Origin of the sequence: Arachidicoccus sp. BS20, assembly GCF_001659705.1 — a bacterium.
Taxonomy (GTDB): Bacteria; Bacteroidota; Bacteroidia; order Chitinophagales; family Chitinophagaceae; genus Arachidicoccus.
In genome coordinates this window covers 1,941,765-1,961,589 of record NZ_CP015971.1, presented here as the reverse complement: position 1 = coordinate 1,961,589, position 19,825 = coordinate 1,941,765, and the positions used below count along the sequence as shown (strand labels likewise).

At 38.8% G+C, this 19,825-nt stretch carries 21 protein-coding genes; 16 read left to right on the top strand and 5 right to left on the bottom strand.

Annotation, left to right across the window (positions count from 1 at the left end):
- Positions 1–449: 449 nt before the first annotated feature.
- The 5 genes from A9P82_RS08910 to A9P82_RS08890 all read left to right on the top strand — a co-directional run bounded on the left by A9P82_RS08910 (position 450) and on the right by A9P82_RS08890 (position 3,522).
- Positions 450–740, top strand: a complete 291-nt coding sequence (locus tag A9P82_RS08910) for an RNA recognition motif domain-containing protein (protein ID WP_066206900.1) — start codon at positions 450–452, stop codon at positions 738–740.
- A gap of 357 nt (positions 741–1,097) precedes the next feature.
- Entirely contained in the window at positions 1,098–1,529 is a 432-nt protein-coding gene (locus tag A9P82_RS08905; RefSeq protein WP_066206896.1) for a cold-shock protein, read from the top strand.
- A gap of 184 nt (positions 1,530–1,713) precedes the next feature.
- Positions 1,714–2,001: an RNA recognition motif domain-containing protein gene (locus tag A9P82_RS08900; protein WP_066206893.1), complete on the top strand. Its 288-nt coding sequence runs from the start codon at positions 1,714–1,716 to the stop codon at positions 1,999–2,001.
- A 113-nt stretch (positions 2,002–2,114) separates the two neighbouring features.
- Entirely contained in the window at positions 2,115–2,378 is a 264-nt protein-coding gene (locus A9P82_RS08895) for a hypothetical protein (protein ID WP_066206889.1), read from the top strand.
- A gap of 106 nt (positions 2,379–2,484) precedes the next feature.
- Positions 2,485–3,522: a fatty acid desaturase gene (locus A9P82_RS08890; protein ID WP_066206887.1), complete on the top strand. Its 1,038-nt coding sequence runs from the start codon at positions 2,485–2,487 to the stop codon at positions 3,520–3,522.
- 101 nt (positions 3,523–3,623) lie between these two features.
- On the opposite strand, the gene A9P82_RS08885 is transcribed toward A9P82_RS08890, so the two are convergent.
- Entirely contained in the window at positions 3,624–4,412 is a 789-nt protein-coding gene (locus A9P82_RS08885; protein ID WP_066206884.1) for a Fic family protein, read from the bottom strand.
- A gap of 3 nt (positions 4,413–4,415) precedes the next feature.
- A complete protein-coding gene (locus A9P82_RS08880; RefSeq protein ID WP_066206880.1) occupies positions 4,416–5,483 on the bottom strand; it encodes a site-specific integrase in 1,068 nt (355 codons plus the stop codon).
- Positions 5,484–5,866: 383 nt separating this feature from the next.
- Here A9P82_RS08880 and A9P82_RS08875 point away from each other — a divergent pair, with 383 nt between their 5' ends.
- From A9P82_RS08875 to A9P82_RS08835, 9 genes are all read left to right on the top strand, one after another.
- Entirely contained in the window at positions 5,867–6,805 is a 939-nt protein-coding gene (locus A9P82_RS08875; RefSeq protein ID WP_066206878.1) for a CHC2 zinc finger domain-containing protein, read from the top strand.
- 56 nt (positions 6,806–6,861) lie between these two features.
- A complete protein-coding gene (locus A9P82_RS08870; protein WP_156522646.1) occupies positions 6,862–7,119 on the top strand; it encodes a hypothetical protein in 258 nt (85 codons plus the stop codon).
- Positions 7,120–7,168: 49 nt separating this feature from the next.
- Complete coding sequence (locus A9P82_RS08865) at positions 7,169–7,579, top strand: plasmid mobilization protein (protein WP_066206871.1); 411 nt, start codon at positions 7,169–7,171, stop codon at positions 7,577–7,579.
- A 23-nt stretch (positions 7,580–7,602) separates the two neighbouring features.
- Positions 7,603–8,655, top strand: coding sequence for a relaxase/mobilization nuclease domain-containing protein (locus A9P82_RS08860; RefSeq protein ID WP_066206866.1), 1,053 nt, complete (start codon positions 7,603–7,605; stop codon positions 8,653–8,655).
- Positions 8,656–8,695: 40 nt separating this feature from the next.
- On the top strand, positions 8,696–9,238 hold the full coding sequence (locus A9P82_RS08855; RefSeq protein ID WP_066206860.1) for a hypothetical protein: 543 nt from the start codon (positions 8,696–8,698) through the stop codon (positions 9,236–9,238).
- 141 nt (positions 9,239–9,379) lie between these two features.
- Positions 9,380–10,414, top strand: coding sequence for a helix-turn-helix domain-containing protein (locus A9P82_RS08850; protein WP_066206857.1), 1,035 nt, complete (start codon positions 9,380–9,382; stop codon positions 10,412–10,414).
- 257 nt (positions 10,415–10,671) lie between these two features.
- A complete protein-coding gene (locus tag A9P82_RS08845; protein WP_066206855.1) occupies positions 10,672–10,890 on the top strand; it encodes a hypothetical protein in 219 nt (72 codons plus the stop codon).
- 6 nt (positions 10,891–10,896) lie between these two features.
- Complete coding sequence (locus A9P82_RS08840) at positions 10,897–11,343, top strand: MauE/DoxX family redox-associated membrane protein (RefSeq protein WP_066206853.1); 447 nt, start codon at positions 10,897–10,899, stop codon at positions 11,341–11,343.
- A gap of 85 nt (positions 11,344–11,428) precedes the next feature.
- A complete protein-coding gene (locus A9P82_RS08835) occupies positions 11,429–11,821 on the top strand; it encodes a hypothetical protein (RefSeq protein ID WP_156522645.1) in 393 nt (130 codons plus the stop codon).
- Between the two features lie 54 nt (positions 11,822–11,875).
- Here A9P82_RS08835 and A9P82_RS08830 read toward each other — a convergent pair whose 3' ends face one another.
- Genes A9P82_RS08830 through A9P82_RS15285 form a run of 3 tightly spaced genes read right to left on the bottom strand, consistent with a single transcriptional unit; the run spans position 11,876 to position 17,053 of the window.
- On the bottom strand, positions 11,876–13,258 hold the full coding sequence (locus A9P82_RS08830; RefSeq protein ID WP_082915289.1) for a RagB/SusD family nutrient uptake outer membrane protein: 1,383 nt from the start codon (positions 13,256–13,258) through the stop codon (positions 11,876–11,878).
- 17 nt (positions 13,259–13,275) lie between these two features.
- Positions 13,276–16,488 (bottom strand): SusC/RagA family TonB-linked outer membrane protein, encoded by a 3,213-nt coding sequence (locus A9P82_RS08825; RefSeq protein ID WP_066206843.1) that lies wholly within the window; start codon positions 16,486–16,488, stop codon positions 13,276–13,278.
- A gap of 10 nt (positions 16,489–16,498) precedes the next feature.
- Positions 16,499–17,053, bottom strand: coding sequence for a TlpA family protein disulfide reductase (locus A9P82_RS15285; protein WP_082915288.1), 555 nt, complete (start codon positions 17,051–17,053; stop codon positions 16,499–16,501).
- A 596-nt stretch (positions 17,054–17,649) separates the two neighbouring features.
- On the opposite strand from A9P82_RS15285, the gene A9P82_RS08810 reads away from it, so the two are divergent.
- Positions 17,650–18,180 carry a helix-turn-helix domain-containing protein gene (locus A9P82_RS08810; RefSeq protein WP_066206835.1) on the top strand — a complete coding sequence of 177 codons (531 nt, stop codon included), beginning with the start codon at positions 17,650–17,652 and terminating at the stop codon, positions 18,178–18,180.
- 141 nt (positions 18,181–18,321) lie between these two features.
- Positions 18,322–19,797 carry a hypothetical protein gene (locus A9P82_RS08805; RefSeq protein WP_082915287.1) on the top strand — a complete coding sequence of 492 codons (1,476 nt, stop codon included), beginning with the start codon at positions 18,322–18,324 and terminating at the stop codon, positions 19,795–19,797.
- Positions 19,798–19,825: the final 28 nt, after the last annotated feature.

Here is a 19,825-nt window from a genome sequence, read left to right as displayed (position 1 = left end):
ATCATGCTTTTCTTGCATAACTACTACGATATAACCAAAGTAATTAGTGCAAACACACCTTTGCTTGCTATTCCTGAAACTTTTGGATAATTAATTCTAAATGAAAAGCAAAAAACAATGCTACATTGTGCCCATTATAAATGCACATATTTTTAAATACCACAAAGAGAAAGCTGCAAAAAAGACTGCGGTTAATACAGAAAAATGCGTTCCCGATAAAAATTAATGCTATGTAAATAATATAAAGTTTTGTGCGCAATCGCCGTATATCTTGGCTTTTTAGCCGTCAAAAAATTATTTTATAACCCGCTGTTTATTTTAAGTTACCTTTGTGTGCATAGATTATTCAGCGCCTCGTAAGTTAGGTAAAGCATTACTGTCTCACTTCCTCTTCTTTACTATTCTCTGTTTTTCTTGGGGTTTATTTTATCATCATTAATTTGTCTGTCATGAAAATTTTTGTTTCAAATTTAGGCGCGGGGATTACGGATACTGACCTGAAAGGTCTTTTTGAAAGCTATGGAACGGTTGCTTCGGCAACGGTCATACTCGACAGGGAAACCGGAACAAGCCGCGGGTTCGGTTTTGTAGAAATACCGGATCATGGAGGAGCCATTAAAGCAATCGCTGAACTCAATGGTCGCAATGTGAGCGGAAAAACCTTGAAAGTAGTTGAAGCCAGACCTAAAGAAGAAAGACCTAACAACGCTTATTCTTTTGGCAGCAAAAGGCGTTGGTAATCCGTGATTACCGTTATCGGATATAATCCGGTAGGTAACTTATTGAAGGTATTTCTTAAGCGGAAAATGATATTTTGTATGTGCTATTCTTATTTCGCAAAGACAGAATATCTCAATAGTTTCTATTGAAAGTGATGCGAAAGAAATGAGCAAGAAACACGTAGAACAGTTTTTCAGCTTTTCGGGAAGTGAATGCCGAACAAAGAAAATTCTGTCATAAGATAGATGCCAAACGCGCATTACTATTGAAAGAATTCTTGGTGTGGCAGGCGAATGAATATCCCAACTGGGAAAATATCCGGCGCTATGCAGTACACTTTTGGAAGTATTTTTATTTTATCACACTTAATATTTTAAATGGCAATTACAACAGCAAAAAAAGAAAAAGAAAAAAAGAAAGCAAAAGAAAAACAGGAGAAAGCACAAAAAATGCTTGAGCGCAGACAGAACGCTAAAAAAGGCAAAAGCCTTGAAGAAATGATGGCTTATGTAGATGAAAACGGCAACCTCACTTCCTCTCCACCGGGTGTAACCAAGAAGATAAATGCTACGGCAATATCCATCAATGAGATTGATAAGAAAGGACAAAACACAATAAGAAAAGGTATGCTTACTTCCTTTAACGATGCAAAAGGCTACGGCTTTATTACCGACCTGAATACACAGGAAAGCATATTTGTTCACATGAATAGTTTCAAACAGATCATCAAGAAAAACGACGTTGTCGTATTCGAAGTAGAGAGAACCCCCAAAGGACAAAATGCCGTGAACGTAAAAAAGCTGATATAACAGAGATGTTTTGAACAGGTAATAATATTATATTTCGGACTATGGGATTTTAAGCGTATCTTTGGGGAGATTTAGGTTTTTACAGTATTGAGTGAACAGAAAGTATTCCTACCTTAGTTATAAATTCTCCTTTGCCATTGCCGTCTTTTCTTAGATTTTATTTATTTATTTTTAATTTATTTACATGAACATTTATGTTTCAAACCTGAGTTTCGACATTCTTGACGAAGACTTGAGAGGTTTTTTTGAAGAATTCGGCAAAGTCGATTCCTCTAAAGTTGTATTTGACAGGGAAACCCGCAGAAGCCGTGGTTTCGGCTTCGTAGAAATGCCAGACGATGATGAAGCCCGTAAAGCTATCAAATCATTGGACGGCGGCTCCGTTGACGGAAGACCGCTGAAAGTAAACGAGGCAAAGCCCCGTGAAGAACGTACAAAATCTTACGCACCATCCGGCAGAAGCCGTTGGTAGTTGATTTTTTTGTTGTTTTGCATTCGCAATTCTAAAAAGCCGGGATATCTCAGACCGGCTTTTATGTTTTATCATTAACTGATTATTGGTAATCAAATAAACAATCCCACACCATGACACAAAATGAAATTGAAGGTTTCTTATCCGGCCGAAAAAACAAAACAGGGAATAGCCTCATGAATATCCGGTTCAAAAAAAGAGCGGATATCGACGGCATTATTATTCGCAGTACGGACTTTGAAGATTTAAAAGAAAAAAACTTCTGGAGAATCATACTGTTGAAAGACTTGTCATTATGGGAAAACACACATAATATCCACCTTTCCAGGATATTTAACGGGCATGATTTTAAAAAACTCGTTTACTCCAACCGCTGAATGATGACCAAGAGGCTAAAACTAAGCCAATTAACACATTACCAACTGTGCAACGTAAGGAGTAAAGCATACCTTGTTTACTTTATTACTTTTTACAATTCTCACAATGCCTTTTTTAGACCACGTACTACAAACTCCTGCTTACGGCTGGAAAGACAGCAACGGAACTTTTATAAAACCTACTGTCGGGCAAATATTCAGGGAATTTTTTTCACGCCTCAATGTTTTCAGCAGCCGTAAAAACTGGCTCCCTTTATTCGGTTGGCTGAAGGTGTTGGCGCTTGTGCCCTGCTTTATCTTGTTTTTTGCCTGCTTTTTCCATTGGTGGACGCTGCTGGCTGCATTTATCTACAGTATGATTATTATGGGTACGCACGGTACAATTTGGCACCATCGTTACTGCACGCACAATGCCTTTACTTTTCGCAATAAGTTCTGGCGTTTTATTACGCAACATCTTACTGTGAATATGGTGCCGGAAGAAATATATGTCGTTTCACATCATGTACACCATGCCAAATCAGACCAACCGGGAGACCCTTATAATGCTGAAGGTGGTTTTCTGTATTGTTTTTTAGCCGATGCTAATCATCAACCGATTGCTAAAGACCTTAATGAAGAAGACTATAACAAAGTAAAATTATTGATGAAGCATACCGGCGTTCGCGCCAATACATACAAACAATATAAACGATGGGGTTCCTATGCGCATCCGGCAAGAGCTATAACGGCATCTTTGCTTAATTGGTTGTTTTGGTATTTGGTTTTTTACCTGATAGGCGGCAATGCTTTGGCGTGTACGCTTTTTGGCGCAGCAGCATTCTGGGCGATAGGCGTTCGTACGTTCAATTATGAAGGTCACGGAAAAGGGAAAGACAAACAACGCCTAAGTACGGATTTTAACAAGGATGATAAGTCTGTTAATCAATTCTGGCCGGGTATCGTCGCAGGCGAATGGCACAATAATCATCATCTCTATCCCCGCAGCGCCCGTAGCGGGTTTAAGCCCTATCAAATAGATTTTGCATGGTGTTATATTTTTCTGATGAAGAAATTAGGCATGGTAAGTAGTTACCGAGATTCTAAGAAGGATTTTTATAAGTATTATTACCTGCCATATCTCCAGCAGAAAAATCGAAAATAACCATACATTGAACAGAGGGTAAAGTTATCCGCCAGCAGCATTATCAAACTGCTTATAGTGTAGTTAAAATGAAATAGTTCCGCTTTGATTGTCAATTAGCTTTAATCAATCGGTTTATAACAAACGGCTTTGGGCAATAGGGTTAAAAAGGGTAAAATCTTGTTCGATTGTTCCAAAGTGTCATAATAATTTATGCCCACATTCAACCCGGCATAATACGCTTGTCGGTTATCATAATAATATTTTTCAGTAGGTATGCCCCACACGGCTTGCCCCAAACATTCCGCCAAAAACCATTTTTCCAAAAGCCGCGCGGCGCGTCCGTTGCCATCTGCAAAAGGGTGTATTTTGGTAAACATAAAATGTATGTAAGCTGCATAATAAAGCGTTTGTTTCAAAGTTAATGGTTGCTCCAAAATCACTTCAATATCGGCAAATAAGGCATCCATAGCTTTCGGCACTTTTTCCGGCTCTATTGCCAAATAAACAAGTCCCTGCCAACTTCTTATACCTACCTGTGTTTTTCTGTATTTCCCTTTTTGAGTTTGGGTTATATTACTGAAAGTTGCAGCCAAAATTTGGTGGCATTTCAACAAACCTTTTTGAGAAAGTGAATAACGTTTTGCATATTGGTAAGCCTTTAGCAAATCTTCAATTTCTTTTACTTCCTTATTGTTTTTGTTGTTTGCCTTGCTTTGGAAAAAGCTGTTTAAATCTAATGTGCTACCCTCAATTTGGGACGAAGCAACCGCGCCCGCCAACATATAGTGTTTAAAATTCTGTATAGTAAATTCTTTATCGGTAAGCTCGTTAAAACATTTGCTTACTGTGCTTTTTACTTCCTTTTCAAAAGGCTTTAATAAATCGGTTTTAATTAGTTGTAATTGCATTGTTTAAATTTCTATACTTAATTTTTCACTTGCCGTCTGTTTCATTTCATCGGCGGCATCTATATAACGCTGTGTATGTGCAAGTGTGCTGTGTCCCAGCATTTTACTTGCCGTTAATACACCTACATCATTCAAAATAAGGTTTGTACCAAAGCTGTGGCGGCTATTGTGCCACGTGATTTTTTTAGTTATTCCGGCACGCTTTATCAATGCCTTTATGGTTTTGTTTGCACCATCGGCGGACGGCAATTTGAAAATAGTTTTATCCTCTTTGTTTTGACGTTCCAATATTTTCAACGCTGTACTGTTCAGATTCTGCCATATTTCCTTTTGCGTTTTTCCCTGCAATACTTTCAACTTGCTTTCCTTTACATCAAAATCTTTCCATGTCAAACCCTTTACATCACACCACCTTAAGCCTGTCATGCAACTGAAAATAAAAGCGTTTTTAACTTCATTACTTTGACATGGAGTGTTATTAATCAATTTAATTTCATCCAGCGTCAATACATCTTTTTTTCTTGCATCGTACTTTATAGTCTTTACATCTTCACAAGGATTTTTGAGCATCAAGCCATCTTTGTATGCCCGCTTAACCATTTTTTTAAATCGTGCAAAATAGCTCGCGCCGCCCTCGCCTATGGATATATGGTTAAGATAGTTTCTAAAATCAACTGCTATGTTCTCACTAAAATCGCCAAAGGTCAATCCATTTTGTTTTGTTTCGTTCAAGAATGTAATAAATCTGTTCAAAACACCCTGCACATTTCTTTTATCCTTTAATTGATATTTATCCACAAAGGCTTGCATCCATTGAATTACATCGGCTTTTCTGCCGGCATCAACAATTACTTTATAATTGTGAGATTCCAATTCATTAGCCCTATGCGCTGCAATTTTTTTCGCCGTTTCTAATTTGTCTTTGTTGCGTTGGCGTTCGGTCAAAGTTGTTCCCTTGTCCAATTTCAAATGTTTCAGAAACTCATAACGCCGCTTACCATTGTGGTATATGTCCAGCAACAAAGATTGTGAACCATCGGCATTTTTTCTTTTTCTTAAAGTAACGCTCATAATACCCTTTATTTTTTCCTTTGGTTTCCTTTATTTCCAAAGGTATGAATTTTGTGGATGTTTTTTGTTACTTGAATAACAATAGAGTAACAAGAATTGTGAAAGTAACAGAAGGTAACAAACAAATAAAAGAAAGTATAAATATTTATAATCGGCTGAAAGGCTTATAAACAGTAAGTTTTAGGCATTAAAAAAGCCACTCGTTTGAGTGGCTTTGTGCCCCAAGTTGGAGCATTTTCGAATCATTTCTTAGAAGATTTAGAAAGACTTGCTAGTATAGCGACACTTTAGGCTATGCTTGCAGGTCTTTTTTATTCCCTTGATTGAAGCCTCAAAGCCGATGGAATAACTCTTTCATTATTGACTCCTAAAATTGTTTCATCATGAATGAACAATTAAATATCCAATCAGCTAAACAAATCAGCCTTGTTGAATTGCTTGCAGAACTCCATTTTCAGCCTGCAAAAATTCGGGGCAATGATTACTGGTATCGTTCGCCGTTGCGGGAAGAAAGAACAGCATCCTTTAAAGTTAATCGGCAAAAAAATATTTGGTATGACTTCGGCACAGGCGAAGGAGGCAATATTATCAATTTCGGTGTGCGGTTTTATCACTGCAATGTATCACAACTGTTAGATATTTTGGGTTCAAAAGTTTTTTCTTTTCACCCGCAAAATGTACAAAGGCAAAATCCGGTTGCTCAAACGCAACCCGCTTTTAACGCCAAAGAAATCAGGGACATTCAAAGCCCGCAGCTGATACAATACATTCAATCGCGCGGAATAAAGTTGAAAACCGCACAACAATTCTGCAAAGAAGTTGTATTGTACAATAAAAAAACGAATGCTGAATTTGTCCTGCTTTGCTTGCAAAATAATAGCGGCGGTTGGGAACTAAACGCGCCGAATTTTAAATCCTGCATTGCTCCGAAAGATTATACTTTTTTCAATGACGATCAATCATCCGTTGCCGTAACGGAAGGCGTGTTTGATTTTCTGTCAGCGGTACAGGAAAAATTCATTTCCAAACAGAGCAATTGGCTTGTGCTTAATTCACTTTCCATGGCGGAAAAAGTAAAACCGATTTTGTTGCAACACGACAAAGTTTTTTTGCTGTTGGACAACGATACGCCCGCAAAAAATTGTACGCTCACACTCCAAAAATATGGTAAAGCAAACAACATTGTTGCCGAAAATTTGGCAACAAAATATGCCTTATACAAAGACATTAACGAGTGGTTGATGAATGAAAAAGAACAGCTTTCAAAAAAGCAAATCCAACAACAAAAACAGGAACACAAAAAGTTGCGCTTCCGTTGGTAGAAATCTGCCGGCAATAAATATTAATTGAATAAGCAGCAACAAAAAAATAAGCCTGCATGGGCAATACTTTTTGTAACAAAAAATATCATTTAGCAATGAAACAACACAAAAAAAATCATGAAAAAAAACAGCCGGCGGTTGAAAATAAAAAGGCTGATGAAAATGCAATCCTCGATTCGGCTAATGAGCGTGTTCAGGATGATAACTGCGCTTGGAAGAAGCCAGCTATGTTTTGGTTATACCAAAACCGCCGGCCGCCTCATGCTACCGCATTCGGCGGGGATTTTTTTCATGCTAACGCATTCAAAAAATAAAGGAACAAGATAACACAAAAGTTACAAGACACGACAAAAAGGTAACGAGATGGAAACGGAAATAAAGACAATAACAGAAGCAAAAAATCAGAAGAAAAATGTTGGCGGAAGACCGAAAAAGTCCGTCAAACGCGACAGGTTTATTGCTGTGAAATGTACAGCCGTGGAAAGAAAACTGATTGAAGCAAAAGCAAAAAGTTTCTTTCTTTCCGTATCCGAATACATCCGGGAAATGGCACTCAGAGGAACAATTCTTCCGAAAATAAAAACGCTTCCCAAAGAAGTTTTAGGCTTCACTGCAACACTCAATCATCTCGCGGCGAATCTCAATCAAATTGCCAAAAAACGGAACGGCTTTGAAGAATTGAGTGTTTCCGAAAGATCAGAACTAAAAGTGCAGTCGGAAGAAGTAAAAAATCTTACAACGGAAATTAAAAATTATTTGCAGGAAAATAATTAAGAAAGATAAAAAATTAGCAGAAAATGATTGGCAAGGTCATCATAGGAAAATCATTCGGCAGGTGCATCAATTACTGCCTGAACGACAAACAAAAATTGTCGCCGGCAGAAAAATTATGGTTATCACAAATGGAAAATGTACAGCATTTGCATCGCGCAGAAATTTTGGAATACAATAAGTGTTTCGGTACAGCCAAAGAGTTGGCAAAAGACTTTGAAGAAGTCAGAAAACTAAGCAGGCGGATTGAAAAACCGGTACTGCATCTGACACTCCGGTTGGCTCCCGAAGACAAAGCGCTTGATAAAAACCAACTCACGGAAATCGCAAGAAAATGCGCAGAAAAATTTGGGGTAGCGGAGCATCAGTATATTGCCGTGCTGCATAAAGACACCGAACAGCAACACATCCATATCGTTGCCAACCGTGTCGGCTTGGACAGCAAGGTTGCAAGCGACAGCAATAATTACAGAAGAATGGCAGCTTTTTGCAGGAGCATCGAAAAGGAATACCGCTTGACACAAGTGTTGAGCCCGAGAGCTTTTTTGTCGCCAAAAGAAAGACTAATTCCAAGACACGACAGCAGAAAAGAAAAACTGAAAAATACTCTTGCAGATTTGTTGAAGAGCGAACAGATAAAGAGCTATGAACATTTTGCTCAAAAGATGCAAGCACTGGGTTATCAAATTGAAAAAGGCAGGGGCATTTGCTTTATTGACGAGAAGAAAGTCAGCATCAAAGGAAGTGAAGTCGGATTTTCACTAAAGACCATAGAAAAAATATTGTCGCTTAAAAATAAAATTACCCAAAAAGAAAATGTACTCAATATTATCAACCGGCAAAAAGCATTCGACTGGCAAAAGCAACAACCGCAACAATCCTCAAAATTATCCTTATACAAAACACAAAATCAAGCTGCCCCCGGTAGAGAAACACATATTATCAACGTATTGAAAACAGAAGTGAAAAATATCATTGCGGAAATTCTCAAACCGGTTCCAATGGATTCCGGTGGATATGCGCCGACTCCCACTGATGAAGAAAAAAAGAAACGGAAACGAAAGAGATTGCATCTGTAATAAAACGATAGAAATAGTTTACTGATTAAAATGAACAACCATGAACGAAAAAGAAAGAAACAACATTATTGAGCAAGAGAGTTTTAAAATGCTGCTGGAAGAATTTACCAAAGAACAGGAAGTACATAACAAATACATGAATGAACTGGTTGCAACAATCAACGGCTTGTCCACGAAAGTTGCGTCATTGGAAACAAAATTGCATAATCCCCAACCTGTAAAAGTTCATATTGATACGGCAACCATCGAACAAGTGGTTGGAAAAGGCATTAAGGATATGAAAATAATAGCCTCTGCAAAACCACAGCCTGTTATCAAGAAATGGCAAATCTTATTATTTCCCGAGAAGGATGCAAAACAATTTTATAGAATAGTTTTCGGACGATGGTTCTTATGGTTGGTCATTATATTTTTTCTTTCTTGTTTATATAAGTTTGGTATTCATTGGAGCGATAACCAACAACAAATGAAACTGGAACAATTGGAAAATGATAAAATTAAAAAAGCATGGATAAAATTATACGGGCAGGAAAATAAAGCGGGAAAACAACACATGGATAAAATGTATGAACAGTCCCGATAAAATACAGGATATACAATCTTTTCTTATGTTGTTTATACATAAAACGATTTGTGCAGTCTAAAAAAAATTTCCATATTCAATATTTCTGATAAAACTTTTGGAACTTTATGCGGAACCATTGCGTGCAGGTAGTTTTATGTCATGGAAATTGATTTTACACAAATCGTAAAACTCTTTGATAAGAATCTTAAGGAAATACCTATTATGAAAGGATTTCCCGAAGGGAAGGACTATGATAAATATAAAATAAACGGTGCAAAACGTTTTCATGCACAGATTGAGATGGAAGACCGCAAAAAGAAGATTAGGAAAAACATCTTGTTGTTCCAATGTATAGAAATTGGCGATATGACTATCTGGGTCAGCGATTATCTCATTTACGTCCCTATGTATATCCAATGTATTGCCGACAGTGAAAGCCTTGAACTGCACACTACCTTACTGGGCGAAACACAATACCGGCTCAAAGGATTTGACTGGCGCAGGACAAAAGCCGGGCAATACAATCTCATTTACCTTCCTGCCATTGAAAACGAAGTCAACTTCAGGGGATTTCTCAAAACGTTTGACCTACACGTGAGTAAAGAACTGCTTTACCGTATGTCCGAAGAATTCCCTCAATTGCAACCGCTGGTTGACAGCATCCGCATCGGGGAAATTAATAGCCTGTATGAAGAATTTGCCGACATCCCGCTAAAAGCTATGTATCAGATAGTGATATTGGCAATGACCATTCAATCCGGCGATGCACAAAACACTGAAGCAAAAACAACCGCCATGAATGCTTTGCGGGCATTGGTTGGTGCAAAAGGCAAAGAATCCAGAAAATACCGGTATAATTATGAAGAGGTAAAAACCTTACACACTATATCAGAACGTTTAACTGCACTGATGAATAAGCAGGATGCGCTTACTTCCCTTTTAAAGGAATACCGACAGAAAAACAAACTGACGGGAGATAAAATCTGGGAAGGCTTTAAATTGATTTTCGAGTGCAGCCCGAAGCATTACTTATTAAGCAAAAGGATGGAGAAAGGTAAAAGCCTGTTGGAACAAGGCTTCCTGTTGCAGGATATTTGCGAGCAAACCGGTTATTCCAAAGTATCTCATTTTGAAACGGCTTTTTTAAAATTCTACGGCTATCCTGTAAAAGATAAAAGACCACAAAAAAGTTGATTTGTTGCTATCCTTTGATTTAGAATAATTTATAAAACTACTGCGGTCGTAGGGGTAAAATAATTGCGGTCGTACAGGTATTTTTTCTGCGGTTTTCGCGGCAATCATTGCCGTAAAACTTTCCCAACTTTACATCAGAAAATAAATCATGCTCTTTGAAGAAATTATGACTGGTCGGTGCGCCTGTTCTTGGGTGCGGTTTGAAATGGGGAGCGTAGTTAACAATTCACTCAGCCTTAAGTGAATGACGCCTGTTGATGGGGCAGGGAATTAAAACAGATGTTGCCACGCATTCTTTTAATTCCATAAATGGCGGTATCCCCTTAATTATATGTGCCGCCTGCCTGAAAGCCGGCTACGCTGGTAACATACATACCGGTATCGACAGGAAAGGGCGCCAGCTGCGGCGAGACAGCAGTAAGGGCAACGACGGTAACACCGCCGCCGTTGCTTTTTTTAAAAAGAAAAAGAAGTAAAATAAAATGAAAAAGCAACAATTCATAACATTCATTTCTGCGCTGCTCATCATCCTGTGGGTATATGCAGCAGGCAGTAAGTTGTGGTTTTATGCGGCATTTAAAACCCAGCTTGCACGGCAGCCGTTACCGGGTTGGTCTATTCCTGTTTTAAGTTGGCTACTTCCTTTAGTTGAACTTATTGCGGTTGCTTTATTGAGTTTTCAAAAGACATTAAGAATAGGGCTTTTGTTATCTTTTCTTTTACTATTGGCATTCGCGGTGTATGTGGGTTTAGGGTTGGCGCATGTGTTTAACAAAGTTCCGTGCAATTGCGGCGGCATCCTGGGAAAAATGGAATGGGGAAGTCATTTTATTTTCAATATATGTTTTACAATCGTTGCATTTTGGGGTTGGCGTTTGACAAAAACAAGTGATGAATTTTTTATCAAGCGTAAACTTCATAATGCCTGAAAATATTTTTGCAAAAAGTCGGGAATGGTTCCGAACACCCGTAGAAAAAAGTAGGTTTATTGCTCTACAACAAAAACAAATAATCATGCAAAGACGCAGATTATCACGTTTACTACCCGTTTTCGCCATTGCGATTGGGGTAGCACTGGTGGCGGTTACCAGTGCGTTTAAAGAACAACCGAAAAGTAAAAGCGGACAGACTTTATACACTTTTGAATATTCGGGTGGCGATTATTCACAAGCAAGTGTTGAGGACGTTGGGAATTGGGACTTTACGAGTAATAATGACCCATGTATATCCGGTGTCGCTAAAGCCTGTAAAATTTATGCCAGCCACGTGGATGCTTCAGGAGATGAACCTGTATTGGATTCTTCTGAAAATATTGTTGCAGCATATAACAGCGCGACTCAAACATATCGGGTCGGTTCAACCGCTGACGGTACTGGTTCTGCCTATATTTCAAATAAACCCAATTAGATTTATTTGAAGTTTAGCGGGGATGCCAATTTTTACTGGCATCCCTTTTTAATTTTAAAGTGGATTCTGCGGCATCCCTGTTGTCCGAATAATATCTTCCGGTAAAGGCAGCGCATAAAAATTGGCGTTGGGTTGCAACGTATATGTTTTCCCGGCGATAATTCTTTTCAAAATAATATTTGCTCCTTCTTTATTCAAGCGCTTAATGTCCATCCACCGGTTATCCCGCAGCAAAAGTTCTTTTCTTCTTTCGAGCAACGCCCTTGTCAGCGCATCATTTTGAGATAATCCTGTAGGCGGCACGTATGTTCCTGTTTTATACCTTTTTGATAGTAATGTATTAATATCATCCAGACCTTTTTGTACCTGCCCTGTTCTGATATAACATTCTGCGCGGGTAAGATACATTTCATCCACAGCGATACCGGTAAAATTCATAAAATAATCATTACCGTATGATGCCTTAAAATAACTGCCTGTTCCGTTATCTCCGAAATAAGCAATAAGCCGTAAATCATTGGAATCGTAAGAGCGGAGAATTGCCGTATCGATATTGCCGACATAGCTGAAGATATCGTATTCATAATTCATGGTTGTGTAAAAGACTGTTTCTTTATTGAGCCGCTTAAACGGCTCATCATTGGCAATACTGCCGATAATATCTTCATCGCCGTTAAAATCAATGAGACTATTGTTTAATTGCAAACAAGAGTCTGCATACGATAAAGCATCTTTGTAATCCCTCATGGATAAATAACACCTTGCCAAAAGCCCATAGGCTGCACCTTTAGAAGGCCTGGTAAGTGCCAAAGGATAATCAGGCAATAATGGAATAGCTGCTTTTGTATCACTGATGACCTGTTTATAAGATTGTTGCACTGTCGCTCTTGCAGACGGCACATTAAAATCTGAAGTTAATCTTAATGCAATGCCCAAGTCTTTATCGGCTGTGCTGCTGTCATAGGCTTTGGAATAATCCCATAAGAGATTTAAAAAATTATATGACCTGTAAAACAGGGCGCTTCCCTTCGCATTATCCCAAGCAGCGGCGTTTGCTGAATTTCTGTCGATATTTTTTATTAAGTCTAAAGCAAGGTTCGCATTGTAAACAGGATAATAGCTGTCGTGCCAATCATTGCTACTGTTAGCCGCAGTTACCGTAAACGGAACCCATGTGTACATATCTTGACCGTATTCACTGAAAGAACTATATACATCATCGGTCAGAAAGTATTCATCCGAAGATGCCTCCATATAAGATGGCGATACGGATTCAATCATAATGTCTTCATCCAATAAAGCCTGTATATCACTCAGTGTGGACGGCACTACTGCAGAAGCATTTTGTTTTTTATCAAGAAATTTTTTGCATGAGGGCAGCAATAAAACTGCTACGCATAGCAAAAGGAATGTTTTTATTTTAATTCTATAAAGCATGTTTGAATATTTAATCGTTAGAAATTTGCCCGGACGCCTATCGTATAAGTTTTGGGATTAGGAATAGTGTTCACGAAATCGGGGTCTATATGGTCATGATTTGCACGCCATAAGATGCCCAGGTTCGCGGCATTGACATATACCTGCAAACTTTTGAAAGGCAGGCTATGCGAATGAGTTCCAAGAAAGGAATACGACAGGTTGATAAATTGTAACCGTATCTGATCTCCTTTGACGACATTGGCAGCAGACTGGCTATAAAACAAATCTCTCGTGCTGTTTAAGGGATAAACAAAAGCCGGTACATTTGTTTTTGTTTCATCGCCCGGTTGTTTCCACTGTTTTTCATAACCCATTCCATAAGTTCCATAAGCGGCAAGATTTGTATAAGATAATGCCGGTTTTAGAAAGTAATATCCCAATTTATACGTGATGTTGAAGGAAAGCGAGAATCCTTTGAATGAAAATTCGTTCATCAGGGAGCCATAGCTCACTGGCGTTGCAGAGCCGATGTAAATAATACTGTTGTTTTTTATTCCCGTGTCCACGGCGGTCTGTTCTATTGCCATGTAATTCGTGCTCAGTGTATCATTGAGATAGCCTCTCGGATTGCCTTGCCCATCCAAGCCTCCCCATTTATAAGCCGCAATTGCGTATAACGGTTTGCCGATAACCGGCGTAATAACATTGCTGCCCGCGCCCAAAAATGAAGAAACAGATGATGCCGTAGTTGTAAAATATCTGGTAGTAACGGATTGATTGTAATTATACAGGAAATCGGTAGTCCATTTAAACACGCGGTTGATGTTTATACTATGCAAAACAATGTCTACACCTTTACCCTTCATATTGGCCACATTTGCAGTAATGGTAGATGTAAGCCCGAATGTGGTATAGTCATACGGTGTGGGAGCATATAAATTTGTCCCCTTCTTCCGGTAATATTCAACAGAACCGCTGACTGTATTTTTAGCGGTAGCAAAATCCAGTTTGAAATTAGTTTGGTAAGCGTGTTCCCAACTTAAATCAGGATTGTTGATTTGCAAAATCTCCATGGCACGAAAATTATTATATATCCTGTTCTGCTGATATGTGCCCACGGGGAGCGCAGTCCTGCTTAGGTCCACATTGCCGCTTACGCCGTAAGTTGCCGATAATTTTAAAAACGGCAGCCATGAAACATGGTAAAAGTTTTCTTTGGAAAGCTGCCATCCCAAGCCCACAGACCAAAGCGGTTTCCATTTATCATTGGTGTTGGCACCGAAAATATTGGAGCCGTCCCTGCGCACGCTTCCAGATACGATATACCGCTCTTTATATGTGTAAGACGCATTGGAGAAAAAAGAAACAAAGCGGTTATCGGTTGAACTCAGGCTATTTCCGTTTGGGATTTGCGTTTTGCTTCCAGTGATAAAATTCGGATAAGCAGTTGAATAATCTATATTGGAAGTATAGCTTAGCGGGTCGGCATTGTAACCGTAATAGGTTGTACTGTTGCTTGTAACCCATTCGTCCCTTACTTCAAAACCGGCAATGGCATTAACATGATGAACACGATTAAATATTCTGTCAAAATTCAGCTGACCTCTAAAATTATATGCGTTGAGAGAAGTATAAGTTTTACCTAAGATACCCCCAACGGGAATAATATAAGTAACTACACCTGTCGTTCGATTAAGTTGGCTATATCCGTTAATCAAATTACGGGCATAATAACTTGATGTATCACGCAGGGTTGTTAAAGCGGTATTCTGTTTATCATACTGATACATGAGGCTTGCATCTAACCCTTTAATAATGTGATAATCCAGGCTGATATGCGCAATGATTTCTTCGACATTGGTTTTGCTGTAACTATGTTTATAGTCATCTAAGGGATAGTAATCCCAGTTCAGCAGGCGACCGGCACCTGCCGTATCAAGGTATCGTTGATTATAATCATGAATTACAGGAACAGCTGCTCCGCCCGCACCTACAAGATTCATATACGGAACAAGCCTGTTAGAACCGATGGCAGCGACCATGTTATAAGCGGATAAGCCAGATTGATTGGTGCTGTTGGTATAATATACGCCTGCATTTACTGTCATGTTTTTTATAGGACGATACGTATTCTCAAACCGAAGATTGATTCTATTGTAGCCCGCCCGCAGATTATTGATATCCCTGTCATAGGTTCCGGAAACCAGCCAGCCGATGTTTTGACTTCCACCATGAAGGTTTAAAGCATATTGCTGCGTAACGCCTTTGCGGTAAAAGTATTTGGTGTACTGGTCGCGGTTATCGATTTGCTTTAGCGCATCAATCTGCGATGCGGAATCTTCTGCGGAAATCAACCCATTCTTTCTGTCCTGAAATATTTGCATAGCTGGCGATACCGCAGGATGTGTTTTGCTCGTAAACTGCGAGTTGTAGTAACCATTATTAAACAAGATTTGTTCAAAATTGATGTAATCCGAAGAAGAAATCTGCGGATTGTAATACAGGTTCGGCTTATCCGTTACCATCACATCTGTATTAAAATCGACCTGCAATTTTTGATTGAACTTTCCTTTTTTTGTTGTAATTACGATTACGCCATTGCCTGCACGTGCGCCCCAAATGCTTGCTGCGGCTGCATCTTTAAGCACTGTAACACTTTCTACATCATTCGGGTTGATATTGGCAATATTACCATCGTAAATAAAATTGTCCACAACTATCAAAGGGCTTAGCGGCCCATTGATAGTACTCAATCCACGAATGGAAATACCCGAATATTCCTTACCTGTATTAACCAACAAACTACTTGTAACACCATTCAGCCTGTCTAAAATATTCATCCCTGTTTGCTGATTAAGCGTCTTGTTGTCAATAACAACATAAGAACCGTTTACTTCATTTGGTTTCAAACTTTGATAACCTGTATTAATGGTTACATCGCTCAGATTATTGCTTATCGGTTTTAATGTGATGCGCATGTGTTCCGTACCGGGAGCAACAATGACTGTTTGATTTTCATAGCCGATGCGGGAAATAACAAGCGTGTCGTTTTGCATCACGCGGATAGCAAATGCTCCGGTGCTATCGCTGAATGCAGTTGCCTTTGATTTAATGGCATGAACAGTTGCATTCGCAACTGCTTCTTTAGTTTCGTCACTAAATACGCTGCCTGTAACGGAACGCATCGTTTGTGCTGAAAGCTTAATTGCGAAGGATGCAATCAATATGAGGATAATATATTTCTTCATAAGCGGATAATTAATTTTTAGTGATTGAATCTGTTGTGTAGCCTGTTCTTACCAATTCTTCGGGCAACTGTTTGAGATAAGCTTTTACAATGTCTTTGTTGAGAAAGAAAAAGGAAGATTGCGCTACAAGCCTGTTTTCGGGCGCGAGCCACGCATAGTGCGGTTCGTACCAGTGCCTGAAATACTGGTGCAATACAGTATCATTTACAACGACAGGTATTGTCCATTTTACATGATGCAGCCGTTCGTATTTTTGAATGAACGGCAGTACCAATTTCAAAGGGTCTTTCGTAACCATGATAACCTGCAACTCGCTGCCATAAAGCTTTTGCAGCGAATCGAGTTTTGGCATAGCTTCTATGCAGAAGCTGCAATGTGTAAACCAAAAGTCAAAGAGTATGAGTTTGCCTTTGAAGTCGGCTAAGGTTGCCGAACTATCTTTATAGTTGATGATTTTTCCAAAGGAAATATCAGGCAAAGAATCGTCTATATACAACGGTTTTATTTGCCCGAAGCTGTTGAATGCAAAGCATAGCATTACCGGTACGATAAATATCGATTTCATTTATTGTCATAATAAAGAGATGAGAAGTTTGATTGAAAACTCAGGGCCGGCGGGCTTTGCAGGCAATGCGTAGAAAGTACATGAGAAGATACGATTGCCTGCGCTACCCGCCATAAACTATACCGGATATTTAGGTTTGCAGGCAAATAATATTTTGATGGAGATGCATTTTGACAAGCATTCGCAGGCACGGTACAGCGAACGCTGTACGTGTAATTGTGCAATTAGAATATGTTGTTTATATATCGAAGGAAAAAACATCCATGACTATGGATAAGTCTTATAAGTAGTTCCAAAATTCGACCTCAATATTCACAAGCAAAAATGACCGTGGAACTCTGCTTATTCCGCCTTAGAGGTCCTCGGAGACCCTGCACACGGACAAGCGAGCCCACGGCTTTAACGTGGGCATTTTGCTTACCGTCTCGCGTGCTTGAAATTTCCGAGGTTTCTAAGACGAGACTCATGAGCGAATGCACCAAATTATTTTAATGATGTGTTCGCAAAATAATTTTCTATTTACAAAGTAACAATTTATTTTTTAAATAGACAAATATTTATCCAAATAGAAATTTATTGTTTTTGTCAATTTGTCTATGCAAGATTTGGCAAATAAAGAGAAAAAGCAAATTGGTAAGAATTTAAAATTAATACGAAAGAAACTTAATATTACTATTGAGGAATTGGCGAATACCCTTGTCTTATCTACGGGAACAATTAAAGACATAGAAGCAGGCAAAGCTGCAAGTATGGACAACATTATTAACGTTGTTTATTTTTTAGGCTTGACACTTAAAGAAGCTGCGGATACTAATTATCAAATTCCTTTAGAGCCTGAGCTAAGAAATCGGATTGTTCTTTTTCATAAGAAACATAAAATTGTTGATACATATAATCTACTTGACAAACAACCCGCAATTAAAATAATTATCACTGATAGATTTATTCCGAATGGTTATTTGGATAAAGCCGTATATGTAAAAGATTTAATATCGTTCTACCATAATGATTATGGAATTTCATTATCCCCTTCAAGTTTATCCAATGAGTTGAAGAATTTAGTAGAGAAAAACACTTTAATTATTACCAATCCAGACGAGAAATATCATAAATATAAAAAGAAATAGAAGTCAACCTCTCAATTGGCTTCTATTTAGAAAGCTCTCTTGGTAACAGAAATATAATTAGCATAAATTTTGGTATTTTAAAAGAATTGTTATATTTGTTGACGAGATTTAATTTTCTTCCTGTGCAAAAACGCTTTATGTATGAGAAAACCAAATGTATTAATATGGGGGATGATAGCCATAGCTGTCCTTGTTATTAATTTATATTCGTGTTCCAAGTCAGATACTTATTGGAGTTCCCCTGCAGCCCAAAGTGATTCCTTGTCGGTTAGCGATGCACGGGCATGGTTTCAAAACGAATATTCCGGTAACATAGCTGATGTTAAAAGCATTGCCGGCAGCGATAAAACAAGACTGGTTTCTTATGCACGCGGTGTTTTCGCTGGCGAGCCCGATTGGAACTATCATCATCAGTACAGGCACAGTTCCAATGCGCTGATGATACCGTTAGATTATGCAGATACCAGCACAAAATACAGGGGGTTCAGAGATGTCGTTGTTGTCAGGAATAAAGCGCGTAAAACTTTCAATGCTTATGTTCAACTGGAGATATTCAAGAAATCGTATTTGGATTCATTAATAAAAGCCAAAGGTAATCTTCCGGATATTCGTTCCTATTCCGAACCGGCTACTTTTACAGGAGAAGTATTGTTATTCAGTATTAACAATGAATTCATACGCGGAGCGGTGTACAAGAACGGTAAAAGAGTGGCAAGGATATTCCCTAAGAACGGCATCGGCAGCATGGTACAAGGGATAGCCAATTCGTTGCACTCGGCAGAGACTTATGTGCGGTTTAGTGGCGGTGCGAACTTAGCAGCGATGACAAAAGAGGGAGATTCAAAGAAAGTTGCGTTAAATACCACTGCCCCAACACCGAGCTATGAGGAAGCTGCGGTACACACCGCAACAAGTTCGAGCGGAACTGGAGATACGGATTCTGACGGAGATTCTATTTGGGATGGCACTGATTTAGGGGAAGTATCGGTAACATCAGATCCGACGGATTCTAATCCCAGTGGAATCGGCTGGGGCAATGATCCGGGCGATTCTTATCCGACAGGTAATGACCCTACACCCTCAGACCCTTCTTCTGGCGGAGGGGGTGGTGGTGGGGGTGCTACAGGAACTACACCACCATTAAAAATGTCAAAAGATGATCAACAAAAATATCCTAGATTGACTGAAATGGTAAAGAATCTTCGTAATTACGTTTTAAATGATCCTAAAGTATTGCAGGCATTGATTGATTTTTCTGGATTGACAAAGTCGGAAATCTTGAACGATTTGACTTTTGGCAATGGTCCCACGATAAACATCGTAGATTTAGATGATGAATTTGGATATTTTGACGGGTCTGAAAATCCGAATGCAATAAACATAGATGCCTCCTATGTGCGTGGTCTTGAAATCGCAAAATTGCAAAGTACGATAGAAGCAACCTCTTTTCTACTGGCAGTAACTGCTTTACACGAGTTTGTACATTACGGTCGTTTTTTTAATGGTCTTGACCGCACTTATGAATATGGTCTCGGTTTTGAACATGAAGCCTATGGAATAACCATAGACGAAACAAATGCGTATGAGTACAGTTGGAGATTTTATAAGAAAAATTAAGAATAGTTAATTTTAGAAATTGATTACT

Excerpts from the sequence above, each read along its gene's own strand:
- A9P82_RS08910 (WP_066206900.1), top strand. The coding sequence starts at position 450 with ATGAAAATTTTTGTTTCAAATTTAGGCGCGGGGATTACGGATACTGAC.
- A9P82_RS08905 (WP_066206896.1), top strand. The coding sequence starts at position 1,098 with ATGGCAATTACAACAGCAAAAAAAGAAAAAGAAAAAAAGAAAGCAAAA.
- A9P82_RS08900 (WP_066206893.1), top strand. The coding sequence starts at position 1,714 with ATGAACATTTATGTTTCAAACCTGAGTTTCGACATTCTTGACGAAGAC.
- A9P82_RS08895 (WP_066206889.1), top strand. The coding sequence starts at position 2,115 with ATGACACAAAATGAAATTGAAGGTTTCTTATCCGGCCGAAAAAACAAA.
- A9P82_RS08890 (WP_066206887.1), top strand. The coding sequence starts at position 2,485 with ATGCCTTTTTTAGACCACGTACTACAAACTCCTGCTTACGGCTGGAAA.
- A9P82_RS08885 (WP_066206884.1), bottom strand. The coding sequence starts at position 4,412 with ATGCAATTACAACTAATTAAAACCGATTTATTAAAGCCTTTTGAAAAG.
- A9P82_RS08880 (WP_066206880.1), bottom strand. The coding sequence starts at position 5,483 with ATGAGCGTTACTTTAAGAAAAAGAAAAAATGCCGATGGTTCACAATCT.
- A9P82_RS08875 (WP_066206878.1), top strand. The coding sequence starts at position 5,867 with ATGAATGAACAATTAAATATCCAATCAGCTAAACAAATCAGCCTTGTT.
- A9P82_RS08870 (WP_156522646.1), top strand. The coding sequence starts at position 6,862 with ATGGGCAATACTTTTTGTAACAAAAAATATCATTTAGCAATGAAACAA.
- A9P82_RS08865 (WP_066206871.1), top strand. The coding sequence starts at position 7,169 with ATGGAAACGGAAATAAAGACAATAACAGAAGCAAAAAATCAGAAGAAA.
- A9P82_RS08860 (WP_066206866.1), top strand. The coding sequence starts at position 7,603 with ATGATTGGCAAGGTCATCATAGGAAAATCATTCGGCAGGTGCATCAAT.
- A9P82_RS08855 (WP_066206860.1), top strand. The coding sequence starts at position 8,696 with ATGAACGAAAAAGAAAGAAACAACATTATTGAGCAAGAGAGTTTTAAA.
- A9P82_RS08850 (WP_066206857.1), top strand. The coding sequence starts at position 9,380 with ATGGAAATTGATTTTACACAAATCGTAAAACTCTTTGATAAGAATCTT.
- A9P82_RS08845 (WP_066206855.1), top strand. The coding sequence starts at position 10,672 with ATGGGGCAGGGAATTAAAACAGATGTTGCCACGCATTCTTTTAATTCC.
- A9P82_RS08840 (WP_066206853.1), top strand. The coding sequence starts at position 10,897 with ATGAAAAAGCAACAATTCATAACATTCATTTCTGCGCTGCTCATCATC.
- A9P82_RS08835 (WP_156522645.1), top strand. The coding sequence starts at position 11,429 with ATGCAAAGACGCAGATTATCACGTTTACTACCCGTTTTCGCCATTGCG.
- A9P82_RS08830 (WP_082915289.1), bottom strand. The coding sequence starts at position 13,258 with ATGCTTTATAGAATTAAAATAAAAACATTCCTTTTGCTATGCGTAGCA.
- A9P82_RS08825 (WP_066206843.1), bottom strand. The coding sequence starts at position 16,488 with ATGAAGAAATATATTATCCTCATATTGATTGCATCCTTCGCAATTAAG.
- A9P82_RS15285 (WP_082915288.1), bottom strand. The coding sequence starts at position 17,053 with ATGAAATCGATATTTATCGTACCGGTAATGCTATGCTTTGCATTCAAC.
- A9P82_RS08810 (WP_066206835.1), top strand. The coding sequence starts at position 17,650 with ATGCAAGATTTGGCAAATAAAGAGAAAAAGCAAATTGGTAAGAATTTA.
- A9P82_RS08805 (WP_082915287.1), top strand. The coding sequence starts at position 18,322 with ATGAGAAAACCAAATGTATTAATATGGGGGATGATAGCCATAGCTGTC.